The following is a 13,926-nucleotide window of genomic DNA, read 5'->3' as shown; positions in this document are numbered from 1 at the left end:
GCCCAGTAGGCGAAGAAAGGCGTTGCCCGGAAGGCGACAGCCTGACATTTGAAGGAACGCCACGCGTCCGATTTCGACGCACCTACGGCGTGGTTGTTTTCAAGCAGCACTTGCCCTGTCCGGAATCTGGTTTCGGGGTGATGCGCCAGGGATGTGCAGGCGACATGAATTTGCAGAGCATGACCGGATTTGCGCGTGCCGTCGCAGAGCATCACGGCACCTCGATCGCCTGGGAGGTCAAGTCCGTCAACGGCAAGAGTGTCGAGGTGCGGCTGCGGCTGCCTCAAGGTTTCGAGCGTCTGGAGCCGGCTGTCAGGCAAACGCTGCAGAAGCGTTTCGCCCGTGGCAATTTCCAGGCCACGCTGACCATCGGCCGCGCCGCGGGGGCGCAGGCGCAACCCGTCGTCAACGAGGCGTTTCTGAAGGACCTTGCAGGCCTCGCCAAGCGGCTGCAGGAACAGTTCGGCGTTGCTCCCGCGACGGCTGACGGCCTGCTGTCGCTGCGTGGCGTGCTCGACAGTCCCGAAACCGTGGAAACCGAAGAGGCGCGCGCTGCGCTCGACACCGCCATCATGGCTGCGCTCGACGTGGCGCTGAAAGGGCTCGAGCAGGCACGGCAAAACGAGGGTGCTGCCCTGGCCTTGCTGCTCTCCGGCCAAATCGACGCGATCGAGGCACTGACGCTGCGCGCGGAGGCGGATCCATCCCGCGAGACGGCGGCAATCCGTGAGCGCATAGCCGAGCAGGTCAGGCTGCTGATGGACGCGTCCGCCAATCTGGATGCGAGCCGCCTGCACATGGAGGCGGCATTCCTCGCAACCAAGGCTGATATTCGCGAAGAGATCGATCGGCTGAAGACGCATGTCGCATCGGGCCGGGCACTGCTTCAGGGCGGCGGTGCCGTCGGCCGGAAGCTCGATTTTCTGGCACAGGAATTTAACCGCGAATCGAATACGCTGTGTTCGAAGTCGAACGCCGCAGCCGTCACCGCGATCGGGCTGGAGCTGAAGGCGGCGGTCGACCAGTTTCGTGAACAGGTCCAGAATCTGGAGTAGCCGATGGTTGCCAAGGAACCGATGGTTCCCAGGGATTTGGGATCCCGCATCCGCCGCAGGGGGCTGATGCTCGTCCTGTCGTCGCCATCCGGTGCCGGCAAGTCGACGATCGCACGCAACCTCTTGGAAAGCGATTCCAGCCTCGAGTTGTCGGTCTCGGTTACCACCAGGCCGCGCCGCGGCTCGGAGATCGAGGGTGTTCATTACCATTTCCGCACGATGCGCGAGTTCGAACGGTTGCGGGATTCCGATGCGCTGCTCGAGTGGGCGGAGGTGCACGGCAATTGCTATGCGACACCGCGCGAACCCGCGGAACTGGCGCTGGCGCAGGGCCGCGACATGCTGTTCGACATCGACTGGCAAGGCGCCCAGCAGCTGAAGGAGAAGATGCGTGCCGATATCGTCTCGATCTTCATCCTGCCGCCGTCGATGAAGGAATTGAAGGCCCGCCTGAAGCGCCGCGCCGAGGATCAGGAAGCGGTGATCGAGACGCGGCTGAAGAATGCCCGCAACGAGATCGAGCACTGGAAGGAATATGATTTCGTCATCGTCAATGACGATCTCGACCGCGCCTTCGCCGAGGTGCGCGGCATCGTCGTCGCCGAACGATTGCGGCGCGACCGCCGGCCCGGTCTCTTCGATTTTGTTTCGGGGCTGCTGGACGAGAAAACCGTCTGATTGGCTTCAGAATGCCATGCCGTCGATCAGGATCAGATGTCGGCTGAGCGCGGCATCGCGCCCATCCTGCGCCGCAGTGTCTGCATCGTCGCGATTCTAGAGCAATTCCAGGAAAAGTGTGAGCGGTTTTCCGTCCGGAATTGCGTCAAAACAAAGAGTTGGAGCGGTTCGCCGTTGCCATGAAACGGTGAAACGCTCTGGAGCTGCCGGCGCTAAGCCGCATTGGTGAGCCGCACAAATTCCTCGACGCTGAGCGTTTCGGCGCGGCGGGTCGGATCGATGCCGGCGCGTTCGAGCAAGGCTTCGCCGCCAAGGCTTTTCACGCTCTGCCGCAGCATCTTGCGGCGTTGACCGAAGGCTGCTTCGGTGACGCGGCCGAGTTTCTTTACGTCAGCAGGCAGGGGCGTCGCGCGCGGCTCCAGATGCACCACCGAAGAGGTGACCTTGGGCGGCGGCGTGAAGGCCTGGGGAGGCACGTCGAAGGCGATCCTGGCCTTCGTGCGCCAGCCGGCCAGCACCCCAAGCCGACCATAGGCGTCGCTGCCGGGCTCGGCGACGATGCGCTGGGCAACCTCACGCTGGAACATCAGCGTCATCGAGGCGTAGAAGGGCGGCCAGTCCACGACCGTCAGCCACCGGACGAGCAGTTCCGTGCCGATGTTGTAGGGCAGATTGGCCACGATCCGCACCTGACCGCTGGTTCCGGCGACCGCGGAGGCGAGGGCGGCGAAGTCGGTTTTCAGCGCATCGCCGGCAACCACCTCCAGCCGGCCGGGATAATGAGCGGAGACCTCGGCCAATGCCGCCAGGCAGCGCTCGTCGCGCTCGATGGCGACAACCCGGACAGCGCCGTTGGAAAGCAGCGCTCTTGTCAGGCCTCCAGGTCCCGGCCCAACCTCGATCACCGCGGTGTTTGTCAGGTCGCCCGCGCTGCGTGCGATCTTGCCGGTCAAATTGAGGTCGAGCAGGAAATTCTGGCCAAGCGCCTTTTTCGCCTGCAGCCCATGGCGCTCGATGACATCGCGCAGTGGCGGCAGCCCGTCGATGCTCATGCGTTCGGACTCCAAACGGAATCGCTCATGCGGCCGCGGCCTTCTTGTCGGTATCGGCGAGCGTTCTGGCGAGCTTCAATGCGGCGATCAGGCTGTCCGGCCGTGCAATGCCCTTGCCGGCGATATCGAAGGCGGTGCCATGGTCTGGCGACGTGCGGATGAAGGGCAGGCCGAGCGTGACGTTGACCGCATCGTCGAAAGCCAGCGTCTTGGCCGGGATCAACGCCTGGTCGTGATACATGCAAAGTGCTGCATCGTAGCCTGCCCGCGCCCGCGCATGGAACAGCGTGTCGGCCGACAGCGGGCCGAAAGCATCGATGGCCTCGGCGCGCAGTATGTCGACTGCCGGCCGCACGATATGTTCGTCCTCCAGGCCCATCGAACCGCCTTCGCCGGCATGCGGATTGAGGCCGGCGATGGCCAGCCTCGGCCTGGCGATGCCGAAGCGGCCGGCGAGGTCGGCCGCGGTGATGCGCGCGGTCGCGACGATCAGTTCGGTGGTCAGGGTCTTCGGCACCTCCGCCAGCGCGATGTGGATGGTGACGGGAACCGTGCGCAAGTCCGGGCCGGCCAGCATCATGACCGGCATTGCCTCGACGCCACTGTGCCGTGCAGCCAGATGCGCCAGATATTCGGTGTGCCCGGGAAAGCGGAAACCTGCATCGTAGAGCGGCTTCTTGGCGATCGGGCAGGTGACCACAGCGGCGGCGTCACCAGCAAGGCAGGCGGAGACAGCGCGATCGATCGCCTCGACGGTTCCGGCCGCGTTGGCCGGATCAGGCCGGCCGGGGCTGTCGATGAACCGGGCGGCCAGTGGAACGATCGGCAAGGTGTGGGAGAAAGCCTGCGCCGCCTGCGTCGGTGTCGTCTCGACGATCGGCACCGACACGCCCAGCCGGCGTGCCCGTGAGGCGATCAGCCCCGGATCGGCCAAAAGATAAAAGGCGGGCAGGCCGACCGCCTCGCGCGCCAGGAAGGCGGCGATGGCGATTTCGGGGCCGATGCCGGACGGATCGCCGACGCTCAGCGCCAGCGCGGTCATCGCGCTCTTCACGTCAGCGCTTGACGATGCGGGCTTTCGCCTTCAGCTCGTCGACATATTTCTTGCTGAGCTCGTCGGCGGCCTTGTCGTTGGAGCCTTCGCTCTGGAACACCATCTGGGCCGTCTTGTCGTCGGACACTTCGCGCGACGAGCAGATGCCGATGAACTCGACGCCACGCTCGGTCTCGCGCGTGGTGGTGGCGCCACCGACCTTGGTCGCCTTGATCTGCTCGGCCCAGTCCGGCGGCAATTGCGGCGCCAGCACCCGGCCCAGATCGCGAACGGTGACGTCGATCAGGCCCTTGGCGAATTCGCGCGTCGTGTTGCAGCCGTTGAAGCGGGCGCGCATGGCATCGGCCTCGCGCTTGCGCTTGGCCAGCGTCGCGCTGCGCTCGGCGGCCGGCACGACGAAGATGACCTGCTGCAGCATGTACTCGGTGGCGCTTGGTTTGGCCCCGCCCTTGTCGAGCATGCGCCGCACTGCGTCCTGCTCGGTCACGCTGCCGCCTTCACCGGACCGGTAACGCGCGCTCAAAGCCTGGTTCCAGGCCATCTGGGCGCGAATGAATTCCTTGAAATGATCCTTGCCGACGCCGGATTTTTCCATCACGCCATCAAGCTGGCTGAGTTGCATCTTGTTGTTGGTGGCAAAGCGCTGATAGGCCGACTCGACCTGAGCGTCGCTGATGCGTATGCCAAGCCGCCTGGCTTCGGCAAGGCGCAGCGTCTGGTCGATCATTTCCTGGGCGGCATCGCCCTTCTTGCGCTGCAGCTTCAGGAAGGCGGCGCGGTGCGCGATATCGCCTGACGTGATTGGTACGTCGTTGACGACGTATTTGATCGCGCTGGCGAAAGCCGGCGGCGTCATGACCGTCATCGACACGGATGTCGCCGCTACAAGCAGCGCGAACCCTGCTGAAAAGAGGTATTTCCTCATCATTGGCATCCCAATTCTATCCCGGTTCCGCCCATTTTGTCCTCTTCCGGGTGCGCGAATCCGTGCCAGCCCTATGCGGCGAAACGATGTCTCGCCGGCTACTGGATGGTGTCGATCGCGCTGGTCGACGAGCCGAAGTCGCCGAGGGTGCGGAACGACAGGTTGAAGCCGATGCTCTGCGTCACTTCCCTGGTGTTCAGGTCGCGCGACTGCGAGTACGTCATCAGATAGGTGAAGCAGGAATCGTTGTAGGCGAAGCCGACCCCATCCTTGACCAGCAGGCTTTGCTGCAGATCATAGGTTCCTGTCCCGAACACGCGCCAGTTTTCGGCAAGATGGGTGGACGCACCGAGCGTCACCTCATGCCGATCGGTCGTGAAACCGTAGAGCGGCTGGGCCTGGATGAAAGCGTACTTGGCGCTGAGCGACACCGGCAGGCCCGAATAGGCTGCCTTCACCTCGGCGCGGCGAACCTCGAAAGTCTGTTCGTCGAAGCGGCCGCTGACGGAAGCCGCGAACCCGTTCGGGCTGCTGATGCCAAACAGGCCGACATAGTCGGACTTGGTGTTCTGAAGGCCCGAATAGGCACCGACATTGACCAGATCCGGCGCGGCGAAGGAGTTCTCGCCGCCGATCTGGTAGGATTGGCCGAAAATGGCATTGGTGCCCCAGCCGTTGATATAGGAGCCGGAGTAGCGGAAGCCGACATTGGCGCGCGAGCCGCCTTCGATGCGGTCATAACCGGAGAATTTGTCGCGTTCGAACAGGGTGGTCGCGTCGAACACCATGCTCTGGGCGTCTTCGTTCGGAATGGCGAGGCCGCCGACATATTGTTCGTTCGGACGCAGGAACAGCTGCGCCATCGGCTCGACGACGTGGCTGGAGCCGCTGGCCATGGAAAACAGCAGTGGCCAGCGCATCTCGAGCCCGGCGGTCGCCATGTAGCGGGCGAACGACGAACGCATATCGTCGTTGGCATTTATCAACGGATTGGCCGCCATCTGGTTGACGGCGGCGAGCGAACCCGATGACGCATTGAGATAGTCGACGTCGCCTTGCAGCGCCAGCAGCGGTGTCAGCACCAGCCCGTCGTCGGTCACGAAGCTCCGCTTCCATTCGGCCTCGGTGGTGAGGCGGCCGGATTCGCCTTCGATACCGCGCACGCGCTGCACGGGCGTGCCGGCGTTGTAAGGAACGTTGAAAGTCTGGTCGAGCTCATCACGGCGGAGGACCCGCGTGTTGACGTTGAGCGACAGCTGGCCGCCGGCCACCGACGCTTCGGGGATATAGGCGTAGTCAAGCGACGGCAGCACCCAGGGCTGCTGGTTGCTGCGCGCGGCAATATTGCTGTTGAGTGTATTTTCCTGCACATCGAAGTGCATGGCGCGCACATCGAAGTAGTTGCGGCCATTGAGCCCGGTCAGGTAAACCGTCGACCGATGGATGCTGCCATTGTACTTGTCGATGTTGTAGGTGCTCGAGAAATTCTTGTCCGTCTGCAGAAGCACATCCCAGCCGAAATTCCAGCGTTCGTTGATAGCGAACTGCCCCTGCGTGCCCATCATCCCGCGGCGTTTGTTGGGATCGGCCGCCGTGCCCGAATCGACGTTGCGCCCGGCACGGTCGATGAAGGCGTCCGGATCGCGCTGCTGAATTCCGGCGATCTTCAAACTGTATTCGCCATTGTTAAAGCGCTGGCGCCACTCGGCCTCGCCGAGGAAACCCTGCTTGGTATAGCCGCTTCCCGACACCGTCAGGTCATATGTCGGCGAAAGCGCGAAATAATAGGGAACCTTGACGCTGTATCCCAGATGGCTGTTGTAGCTGATGCTTGGGATCAGGAAGCCGCTCTTGCGCTTCACCGTCGGGTCGGCGATCTCGAAAGCCGGCAGATAGGCGAGCGGAAAGCCGAAGAATTCGAAATTCGCATTCTCGAAGCGAACCGTCTTCTTCTCGCCATTCCAGATGATCTTCCTGGCTTTCACGCGCCAGGTCGGAGCCTTGTCTGGCTTGTCTTCGCACGGTTCGCAGGCGGTGTAGACGCCATTGTGGAAGGTGGTCAGCACGCCGCCCATGCGCTCGGCGCTTTCAGCGGCGAAATAGGCCTTGTCGATGGTTTCGACGCGCAGCGCGTTGACGAAACCGTCGGCGAAATCGTCGGTGATATCGATATGCTGCGAATTGATCTTGGTGCCGTCGCTGTTGACGATTTCAACATTGCCGGTGGCAACCATCCGCTTGGTGTTGCGGTCGTAGATGACCTTCTGGGCGACGAGGCGGTTGCCGCCATAGTCGATCTGCACGCCACCGACGGCGGTCACCGTCTGGTTGTCGTTGTTATAGACCAGCGTGTCGGCCGCCAGCAGCATCTGCGAGCCGGACGGAACGTTGGCCGCCACCTTGCCGACTTCCTGCGCGAACGCAGGCAACGGCACGGCGCAGGCAAGCAAGCACGCCAAGGCGCTCGCCGCATAAAGGCGCGCCAAATGGGCCTGCCTGCTGCTGGGCAAAAACGCCTCCCTCACTAGCCGTCTTCCTTGTATAGCAGGAAAGTCACCCCGAAGAACATAGCTACCACGACTGGCACCGAGGCGGCTATGGCAGTCGGCACGAACCCCGCCACGCCGAATGCCTTCACCAGCACCGAGACGACATAAAGCAGAAACCCGGCAACGACGCCACCCAGAATCATCGTTGCCGATTGTCCCATCCTCGCAAATCTCATTGAAACTGTTGCCGCAATCAGCGTCATGGCGACGAGGAGGAACGGCAACGCCACCAGCGAATCAAACTGCATGGCAAACGCATTTGCCTTGAGGCCGAAGGAACGGGCAACCTCGATTTTTCCGGGCAGGTCGTAGAACGGGATTGTCTCCGGGCGCGCCAGTCGCTCCTGCACGAATTCAGGCTTCAGATTGGTCGGCACACGATCGCTTGCCGCGGGCTGGATGGTGCCGTTCCTGAAGGTCTTGACATCCTGCAATTCCCAATAGCCGTCCCGCAGGTAAGCGCGCGCCGCGTCCTTGCGCTCGACGATGTTGCCTTGCTGGTCGAGGACGAAAAAGACGGCATCGGCCATCTCCAGACCCTGGTCGAGGATGGCCCGCGCGCCGATGATGGTGTCGCCGGTGCCGGTTTTCTGACGAATCCAGGGGGCGGCGTCGGCCGAGACCGTATTTGATTTGCCGGAGCGCAACTGGGTTTCGATCTGTTCGGACAGGGAGAAGGCATGCGCGGCAAGCGGGTTGATGAGCCCGACCGACACAAAGCCGAACAGCAACGCGCCGATGCAGCACGGCAAGAGGAATTGCCAGGCGGAAACACCGGCGGACCGCGCGATGACCAGTTCGTAGCGGCGGTTGAGCGAAACCAGTGTCGCCATCGCCGAGAACAGGCCGACAAATGGCACGGTCTGCAGCATGATCATCGGCATGCGAAGGCCTGAAATGGCCACCGCCGTTCCGTAGGTGAAGCCGGGCAGGCCGGTGGTGCGGCCGGACAGCTCGGTGAAATCGATCAGGAACACAAGGGCCAGCAGGCCCAGGAAGAACCAGATCGTGATCGTCACGTAGCGGAAGAAGAAATAACGACCCAGCGTCCAGCCCATCAGCCGATCCCCTGATCTGAGGTGCCGCGCCTGGACCAGCGCAGTTTGAGGGCGTTCCAGCTGTCGCCGAAGCGGCTGGCCAGATTTGTCATCCAGTCCGCCCAGGCCACCGGCAGTTCCATGGTCCGGTTGGAGACGATGAACCAGATCGCCACCGCGGAAGCCACTATGGGCACGCCATAGACCATGTAGGCATATTGCGGCACTTCATCGGCCTTGCTTGCGGCGAAGAAACCCAGCCAGCGCACGAAGAGGGATATGGTGATGGCCGTGATCAAAGGGTTGACGCGTGCCTCGCGATGCGAGCGCGCGTCCCCGGCGACCGCCAGCGCGATCAGCGCGAACACCATGGAATACAGCCATTCCGAAAATCGCTGGTCGATCTCGGCCCGGTATTCCTGGGGGGCCTGCTGGAAGTTCTTGTCGTTGGGGCTTGGATTGAGCAGGTACTGGGTGGTCTGGTCCTTCGGCAGCAGCGTCACCTCGGAGGCCGCCGCCATGAAGGCCGACATGTCGAAAGCATAGGAGGTGAACCGGATGACACTGAGGTCGCCGGTCAGTGTTTTGCGGTGGATGACGCCGTCATTCATCATCAGCACCTTCTCGCCGCCGCGTTCGACGACGCTGCCGGTCTTGGCATAATAAACGAGATTGACGCCTTCCTCGCGCGAATCGGCGACGAAGATACCGCCTAGCCGATTGTCGGGAAGCCGCTCGCCAATCTGCAGGAACAGTCCGTCCTCGATCTTGCGGAACGTGCCCTCCTGGATGATCAGCGACAACAGATCGGCGCGCGACTGCGCCACCAAAGCGCGGTTCTTCTGCCGTGCATAGGGGTCGATACCATTGTCGACGGCAAAGGAAAAAACGCTCGCCGCAAGCGCCAGAAGCATGATTGGCCGCACGATCGTCCAGCGTGATGCGCCGGCGGCGTTGACGACGGCGAGTTCGGAATCCGAATTCATGACGCTGAGTGTCTGCGCGACCGCCACCACCAGCGCGAAAGGCACGACGATCGGAATGATCGAGGGAAGAATGAGCGCGGCGACCTCGAAGAAGGTCAGCGACGACTGGCCGCTGTCGGTAACCAGATCGATCTTGGCCAGTACCTGCGTGGTCCACACGATGGCCAGCGTCCAGACCAGCGCTGCCAGAAAGACCACGAAAGCGCGGCGCATGATGTAGCGTTCAACGACCTTCATGAAGGCTTTACTCGATTTTCTCGAACGGCATCATGCCACCACGTTAAGGGTAGCTGTCCGGCGACGCCCGCACAACTGGCTCCGATGGGCTCGATCAGGCAGGCGATCCGGTTCCCGTCCCACGTCGCGTGCCGCAATGGATCGGAGTGTCGGAGGGAATGGATAAGAAAGGACGAACATCGATGGTTAACAACAGGTTGCGGCATGAAGCGGGGCCGTGCCGCGACGAATCGCCATCGATTCCAACAGTCATATGGGTAGCCATTTTGGCAAAGTCTTGCCAAATGCCGGAAAACGACCAAATGTCGCGGATCGCTTCAAACGCTTCGCACGCCATCCCCGAAAGCAGGACATGATGAACCCGAGACCATCGATTGCCTTTGCAAAATTCGCCGCGCCGCAGACGGCGGCGAACAGGAAGGGCACGGTCTTCGTGCTGTCGGCGGACGACGGCGGCCTGAGCGATGCGGCCAAGGCTTACGATCCTGGAAAGACGCTGGAACGGGCCTTCCCGGTGGCCGAATTCACCGGCAAGTTCGCCGGCGTCGTCGAGATACTGGCGCCGGAAGGAGCGTCGCTCGACAGGTTGGTCGCGATCGGCGCGGGCAAGGCGGCGGGGCTCGATGAATATGCCTGGCTGAAACTTGGTGGCACCATTGCGGCCTCGCTGCGCAAGCCAACCGACGTCGCCGTGGTACTCGACCTGGTTGGCGCTTCGATTGCTGGCAAGGACGCCGCCAACCTTGCGGCGGGCATTCTGCTGCGCAGCTATTCCTTCGACAAATACAAGACCAGTAAGGACAAGGATGACGCAAAGGCCGATCCGAAGAAGCCGGCCAAGATAACCATCCACACCGTCGACCCGGCAGGCGCCAAGAAGGCCTTCGCCGACGCCGAGGCGGTGATCGACGGCGTGCTTCTGGCGCGCGACCTTGTCAACGAACCGGCAAATATTCTGGGACCGGTCGAGTTCGCGGCCCGCGCCAAGGAACTCGAGACGCTCGGCGTCAAGGTCGAGATCCTGACCGAGAAGGAGATGAAGAAGCTCGGCATGGGTTCGCTGCTCGGTGTCGCGCAAGGCTCGCCCCGCGGCGCGCGCATGGCCGTCATGCAGTGGAACGGCGGCAAACCCAAGGACAGCCCGATCGCCTTCGTCGGCAAGGGTGTCACTTTCGACACCGGCGGCAATTCGATGAAGCCGGCTTCGGGCATGGAGGACATGAAGGGCGATATGGGTGGCGCCGCCGCCGTGACCGGCCTCATGCATGCGCTGGCCGCTCGCAAGGCAAAGGCCAATGTCGTCGGCATTATCGGCCTGGTCGAAAACGCCGTCGATGGCCATGCCCAGCGTCCGGGCGATATCGTCACCTCGATGTCGGGCCAGACCATCGAGGTGCTCAACACGGATGCCGAGGGGCGTCTCGTGCTGGCCGACGCGCTGTGGTACTGCAACGACCGCTTCCAGCCGAAATTCATGGTCAATCTGGCGACGCTGACCGGTGCCATCATGGTCGCGCTCGGCTTGCACTATGCCGGCCTGTTCTCCAACAATGACGAATTGGCGCAGAGGCTTGCGGCGGCAGGACAGGCGACGCAGGAGCGGCTGTGGCGCATGCCGCTCGGCGCCGAATACGACAAGCTGATCGATTCCAAGAACGCCGATATGAAGAACATTGGCGGCCGCTATGGTGGGGCCATCATAGCGGCGCAATTCCTGCAGCGTTTCGTCAAGGACACGCCCTGGGCGCACCTCGACATTGCCGGCACCGCCATGGGCTCGCCGTCGAACGAGATCAACCAGTCCTGGGGCTCAGGCTTCGGCGTGCGGCTGCTCGACCGGCTGGTGCGCGATCATTACGAGAGCTGACCCCGATCCATGGCCGACGTGCTGTTCTACCACCTGACCGAATCGACCCTGGAGGAGGCGCTGCCAGGCCTGCTCGAGCGCAGTGTCGATCGTGGCTGGCGCGCCGTGGTGCAGACCGGCACCGAGGAACGGCGAGACGCCCTCGACCAGCATCTGTGGACCTTCCGCGATGATTCCTTCCTGGCGCACGCGACCGATCGCGAGGCTTATCCCGACGAGCAGCCTATCCTGTTGACCACCGGCGACGGCAATCCCAACGAGGCCAAGATAAGGTTCCTGGTCGACGGCGCCGTGTCTCCCGACCTTGGCGGGTATGAGCGTGCCGCGTTCCTGTTCGATGGCCATGACGCCGCCCAGGTCGAGGCGGCGAGGGGGCATTGGAAGACGATGAAGGACGCGGGGCATGCCGTGACCTACTGGCAGCAGACATCGGACCGCCGCTGGGAGCGCAAGGCTTGATGCCATGCACGCAGCAAAGGCCAGAGCGCGCCGCATGAACCCTATCGATGCGACGCCCCTTCGAGGAATTCCAGGAAAAGTGTGAACGGTTTTCCCGGGAAAAGCGCGCAACGCGTTCCCTAGGAAATTAGGCGGTTCGCCGTTTCCATGAAACGGTGCCTAGCCTGCGATTTGCCGCGGACGATAAGGCTACTCTCGTGCCTTGATCCGTTTCTGTTTCCAACTGACGTAGTCGCCGTGTTTCAATTTCATGAACTCGTCCGCCCGGTTTTGATGCGAACTCCGGAAGACGTACCAGTCGCCGTCCGGCAATTTGCGCTGGTAGAGCACCTGGCCGGCCTGACGGTGCTCGAAGCAGGTGAGGGCGTTGGAGTCACCCCCCGCGCCATGCCATTTTGCCCGGAAGCAAATCTTGCCGCCTCCGGGGATGAACCAGATCCCGTCGCCGTAACCGAGCTTGCCCTTGTCCGAGGTCCAGGCGCTGAATTGACGGCGCTGCACGGCAAAATAGCCCGCGCCATTTCGACCCCAGAGCCATGACCGGTTCTGGTACATCCGGTAGATGCCCTCGTCGGGCACCGGCTCGGCGTTCATCGCCAGGTCGGCTGTCTGCGACGCCGTCTTGGCTGTTGCCGGAAGCTGGAAAGCCATGACGGCTATGGAACAGGCAAGTGCCGTTCCAATGGAATTCCCCAATACTCGTTTCACGGCCCCACCCCTACGATTTACGCTACGCTCTGTTTTTTCGCTTGCACTCGACCCGACACGGTACGCCTAGGGCAGGACATGCTGGGTAACTCTCCAATCGGGCAGCCCATAGCCACCCAACCATGGCCACACCTCCTTCTGGTTGAAGTAGACGACCGAGGTCAGCGCCGGAAACTGCGAATAGGACTTGCGGGAATCGGCCTGCCACTGCGAGACATATTCCTGCTTGCCGACATAGCCGAGTTCCGCCACCACGACCGGCTTGTTGAAACCCGCAACGCGGTCATATCCTGGCTTCAGCGTCTCGGCGAACGTACGGTCACGACCGGCCTCGTCATTGTCCTTTTTCTGCAGGCCGAATACCGACAGGCCGATGACGTCGACATAGTCGTCGCCAGGGTAGTACTTCTCCAGGCCCTCTTCGCCTTTGGGTGACCACATGTACTTGGCGGCCGGAGCGGCCTTGCGGCAGAGATCGACCTCGCGCTTGTAGGCGGCGATCCAGTCCTTGGGAGCCCAGTTGGCCCAGGTGAAGCGGCCGTTCTTGTCTTCCATTTCCTGCGCCCAACGGATGGTGACGGGGCTCTTCATGGCCCCGACCAGGTTGCAGATCGCCTGCATGTTGGCGTCATATTTGCCGCTCAATATGCCGTCGCGCAGTTCGTTCGGCGTGATACGCCAATCCTTCGACCAGGTCCAAGGCTCGATGGTGATCAAGAGCGACCGGTTTCGCTGAAGGGCATAGGCATCAGCCAAGGGAAGGGTCGCCAGATCGACGTCTTCCCAAGGTAGGAACAACTCCTCGATGCTGGCGGTCTTGTCGGCGCTGAAGTCGCCGTAAGGGTCATAGGATCCGAACGCCGACGCGGCGCTGCCCGTCTGGACGGGATCCGTCCCGGCTGCCGAGCCGGCGCCGGCGGTAGTCGGCAAAGTGGCGCTAACGGCCAACGCCAACGCGATTGCAAGCGCACTTGCTGCGATATGTTTCATGATAATCTCCCACGGCTTCGATATCTGCGGAAGTCGAAGCCTCGCCCACGCGTCGACGCATGACCGACGCAACCATCCATAACCCGATCGGCTTTATCGACGGAATCTGCGGGATTTCGGAGCGACAATTGGCGGGAGTGCTGCGCACGAATCCCACCATTAAAATCATCTCTCAAGACGCCGATACGAGGAGCTCAAGAGAGAAGTTTCGCCGCGATACTCACAAATTCGCGTCATATTCCGATATATCATCCCGCACTAATTTAAGAGCCGATCGCGATTGAGAGTCAAGTACAATTAACGGTTGCTTAACCATCATACGCTCAGCA

Annotated in this window: 12 protein-coding genes; 4 read left to right on the top strand and 8 right to left on the bottom strand. The window is 62.3% G+C overall.

Going from position 1 to position 13,926, the window contains the following annotated elements; all coding sequences use genetic code 11:
- Positions 1-164 precede the first annotated feature (164 nt).
- Together C1D09_RS27295 and gmk are read left to right on the top strand one after the other, a co-directional pair.
- The gene (locus C1D09_RS27295) at positions 165-1,055 is read left to right on the top strand and encodes a YicC/YloC family endoribonuclease (RefSeq protein WP_143977164.1); all 891 of its coding nucleotides are present in this window, start codon (positions 165-167) and stop codon (positions 1,053-1,055) included.
- Between the two features lie 21 nt (positions 1,056-1,076).
- The gene (gmk, locus tag C1D09_RS27290) at positions 1,077-1,733 is read left to right on the top strand and encodes a guanylate kinase (protein ID WP_027053294.1); all 657 of its coding nucleotides are present in this window, start codon (positions 1,077-1,079) and stop codon (positions 1,731-1,733) included.
- Between the two features lie 212 nt (positions 1,734-1,945).
- Here gmk and rsmA read toward each other — a convergent pair whose 3' ends face one another.
- The 6 genes from rsmA to lptF form a co-directional block, all read right to left on the bottom strand.
- A complete protein-coding gene (rsmA, locus tag C1D09_RS27285) occupies positions 1,946-2,785 on the bottom strand; it encodes a 16S rRNA (adenine(1518)-N(6)/adenine(1519)-N(6))-dimethyltransferase RsmA (protein ID WP_143977163.1) in 840 nt (279 codons plus the stop codon).
- A 25-nt stretch (positions 2,786-2,810) separates the two neighbouring features.
- The gene (gene pdxA, locus C1D09_RS27280; protein ID WP_208760436.1) at positions 2,811-3,827 is read right to left on the bottom strand and encodes a 4-hydroxythreonine-4-phosphate dehydrogenase PdxA; all 1,017 of its coding nucleotides are present in this window, start codon (positions 3,825-3,827) and stop codon (positions 2,811-2,813) included.
- 13 nt (positions 3,828-3,840) lie between these two features.
- Positions 3,841-4,773, bottom strand: coding sequence for a peptidylprolyl isomerase (locus C1D09_RS27275; RefSeq protein WP_167514774.1), 933 nt, complete (start codon positions 4,771-4,773; stop codon positions 3,841-3,843).
- A gap of 89 nt (positions 4,774-4,862) precedes the next feature.
- Positions 4,863-7,289, bottom strand: a complete 2,427-nt coding sequence (locus tag C1D09_RS27270; protein WP_167514773.1) for an LPS-assembly protein LptD — start codon at positions 7,287-7,289, stop codon at positions 4,863-4,865.
- Positions 7,289-8,374 (bottom strand): LPS export ABC transporter permease LptG, encoded by a 1,086-nt coding sequence (lptG, locus tag C1D09_RS27265; protein ID WP_208760437.1) that lies wholly within the window; start codon positions 8,372-8,374, stop codon positions 7,289-7,291. Before lptG ends, C1D09_RS27270 begins: the two co-directional genes overlap by 1 nt.
- Positions 8,371-9,573: an LPS export ABC transporter permease LptF gene (lptF, locus tag C1D09_RS27260; protein ID WP_143977158.1), complete on the bottom strand. Its 1,203-nt coding sequence runs from the start codon at positions 9,571-9,573 to the stop codon at positions 8,371-8,373. The genes lptG and lptF overlap by 4 nt, the downstream gene beginning before the upstream one ends.
- A 355-nt stretch (positions 9,574-9,928) precedes the next feature.
- On the opposite strand from lptF, the gene C1D09_RS27255 reads away from it, so the two are divergent.
- Together C1D09_RS27255 and C1D09_RS27250 are read left to right on the top strand one after the other, a co-directional pair.
- Positions 9,929-11,440: a leucyl aminopeptidase gene (locus C1D09_RS27255; protein ID WP_143977157.1), complete on the top strand. Its 1,512-nt coding sequence runs from the start codon at positions 9,929-9,931 to the stop codon at positions 11,438-11,440.
- A gap of 9 nt (positions 11,441-11,449) precedes the next feature.
- Positions 11,450-11,899 carry a DNA polymerase III subunit chi gene (locus C1D09_RS27250; RefSeq protein WP_143977156.1) on the top strand — a complete coding sequence of 150 codons (450 nt, stop codon included), beginning with the start codon at positions 11,450-11,452 and terminating at the stop codon, positions 11,897-11,899.
- A 189-nt stretch (positions 11,900-12,088) separates the two neighbouring features.
- On the opposite strand, the gene C1D09_RS27245 is transcribed toward C1D09_RS27250, so the two are convergent.
- Both C1D09_RS27245 and C1D09_RS27240 read right to left on the bottom strand, forming a co-directional pair.
- A complete protein-coding gene (locus tag C1D09_RS27245; RefSeq protein ID WP_246135892.1) occupies positions 12,089-12,550 on the bottom strand; it encodes a DUF995 domain-containing protein in 462 nt (153 codons plus the stop codon).
- A gap of 123 nt (positions 12,551-12,673) precedes the next feature.
- The gene (locus tag C1D09_RS27240; RefSeq protein ID WP_143977154.1) at positions 12,674-13,597 is read right to left on the bottom strand and encodes a glycoside hydrolase family 26 protein; all 924 of its coding nucleotides are present in this window, start codon (positions 13,595-13,597) and stop codon (positions 12,674-12,676) included.
- Between the last annotated feature and the right edge of the window lie 329 nt (positions 13,598-13,926).

The organism is Mesorhizobium intechi, assembly GCF_002879535.1.
GTDB lineage: Bacteria > Pseudomonadota > Alphaproteobacteria > Rhizobiales > Rhizobiaceae > Mesorhizobium > Mesorhizobium intechi.
This window is presented reverse-complemented; position numbering and strand designations above follow the sequence as displayed.

Bases quoted from the DNA above. Each gene is read 5' to 3' on its own strand.
- C1D09_RS27240 (WP_143977154.1), bottom strand. From the start codon at position 13,597: ATGAAACATATCGCAGCAAGTGCGCTTGCAATCGCGTTGGCGTTGGCC.
- rsmA (WP_143977163.1), bottom strand. From the start codon at position 2,785: ATGAGCATCGACGGGCTGCCGCCACTGCGCGATGTCATCGAGCGCCAT.
- pdxA (WP_208760436.1), bottom strand. From the start codon at position 3,827: ATGACCGCGCTGGCGCTGAGCGTCGGCGATCCGTCCGGCATCGGCCCC.
- C1D09_RS27275 (WP_167514774.1), bottom strand. From the start codon at position 4,773: ATGCCAATGATGAGGAAATACCTCTTTTCAGCAGGGTTCGCGCTGCTT.
- C1D09_RS27295 (WP_143977164.1), top strand. From the start codon at position 165: ATGAATTTGCAGAGCATGACCGGATTTGCGCGTGCCGTCGCAGAGCAT.
- lptF (WP_143977158.1), bottom strand. From the start codon at position 9,573: ATGAAGGTCGTTGAACGCTACATCATGCGCCGCGCTTTCGTGGTCTTT.
- gmk (WP_027053294.1), top strand. From the start codon at position 1,077: ATGGTTCCCAGGGATTTGGGATCCCGCATCCGCCGCAGGGGGCTGATG.
- C1D09_RS27250 (WP_143977156.1), top strand. From the start codon at position 11,450: ATGGCCGACGTGCTGTTCTACCACCTGACCGAATCGACCCTGGAGGAG.
- C1D09_RS27245 (WP_246135892.1), bottom strand. From the start codon at position 12,550: ATGGCTTTCCAGCTTCCGGCAACAGCCAAGACGGCGTCGCAGACAGCC.
- C1D09_RS27255 (WP_143977157.1), top strand. From the start codon at position 9,929: ATGAACCCGAGACCATCGATTGCCTTTGCAAAATTCGCCGCGCCGCAG.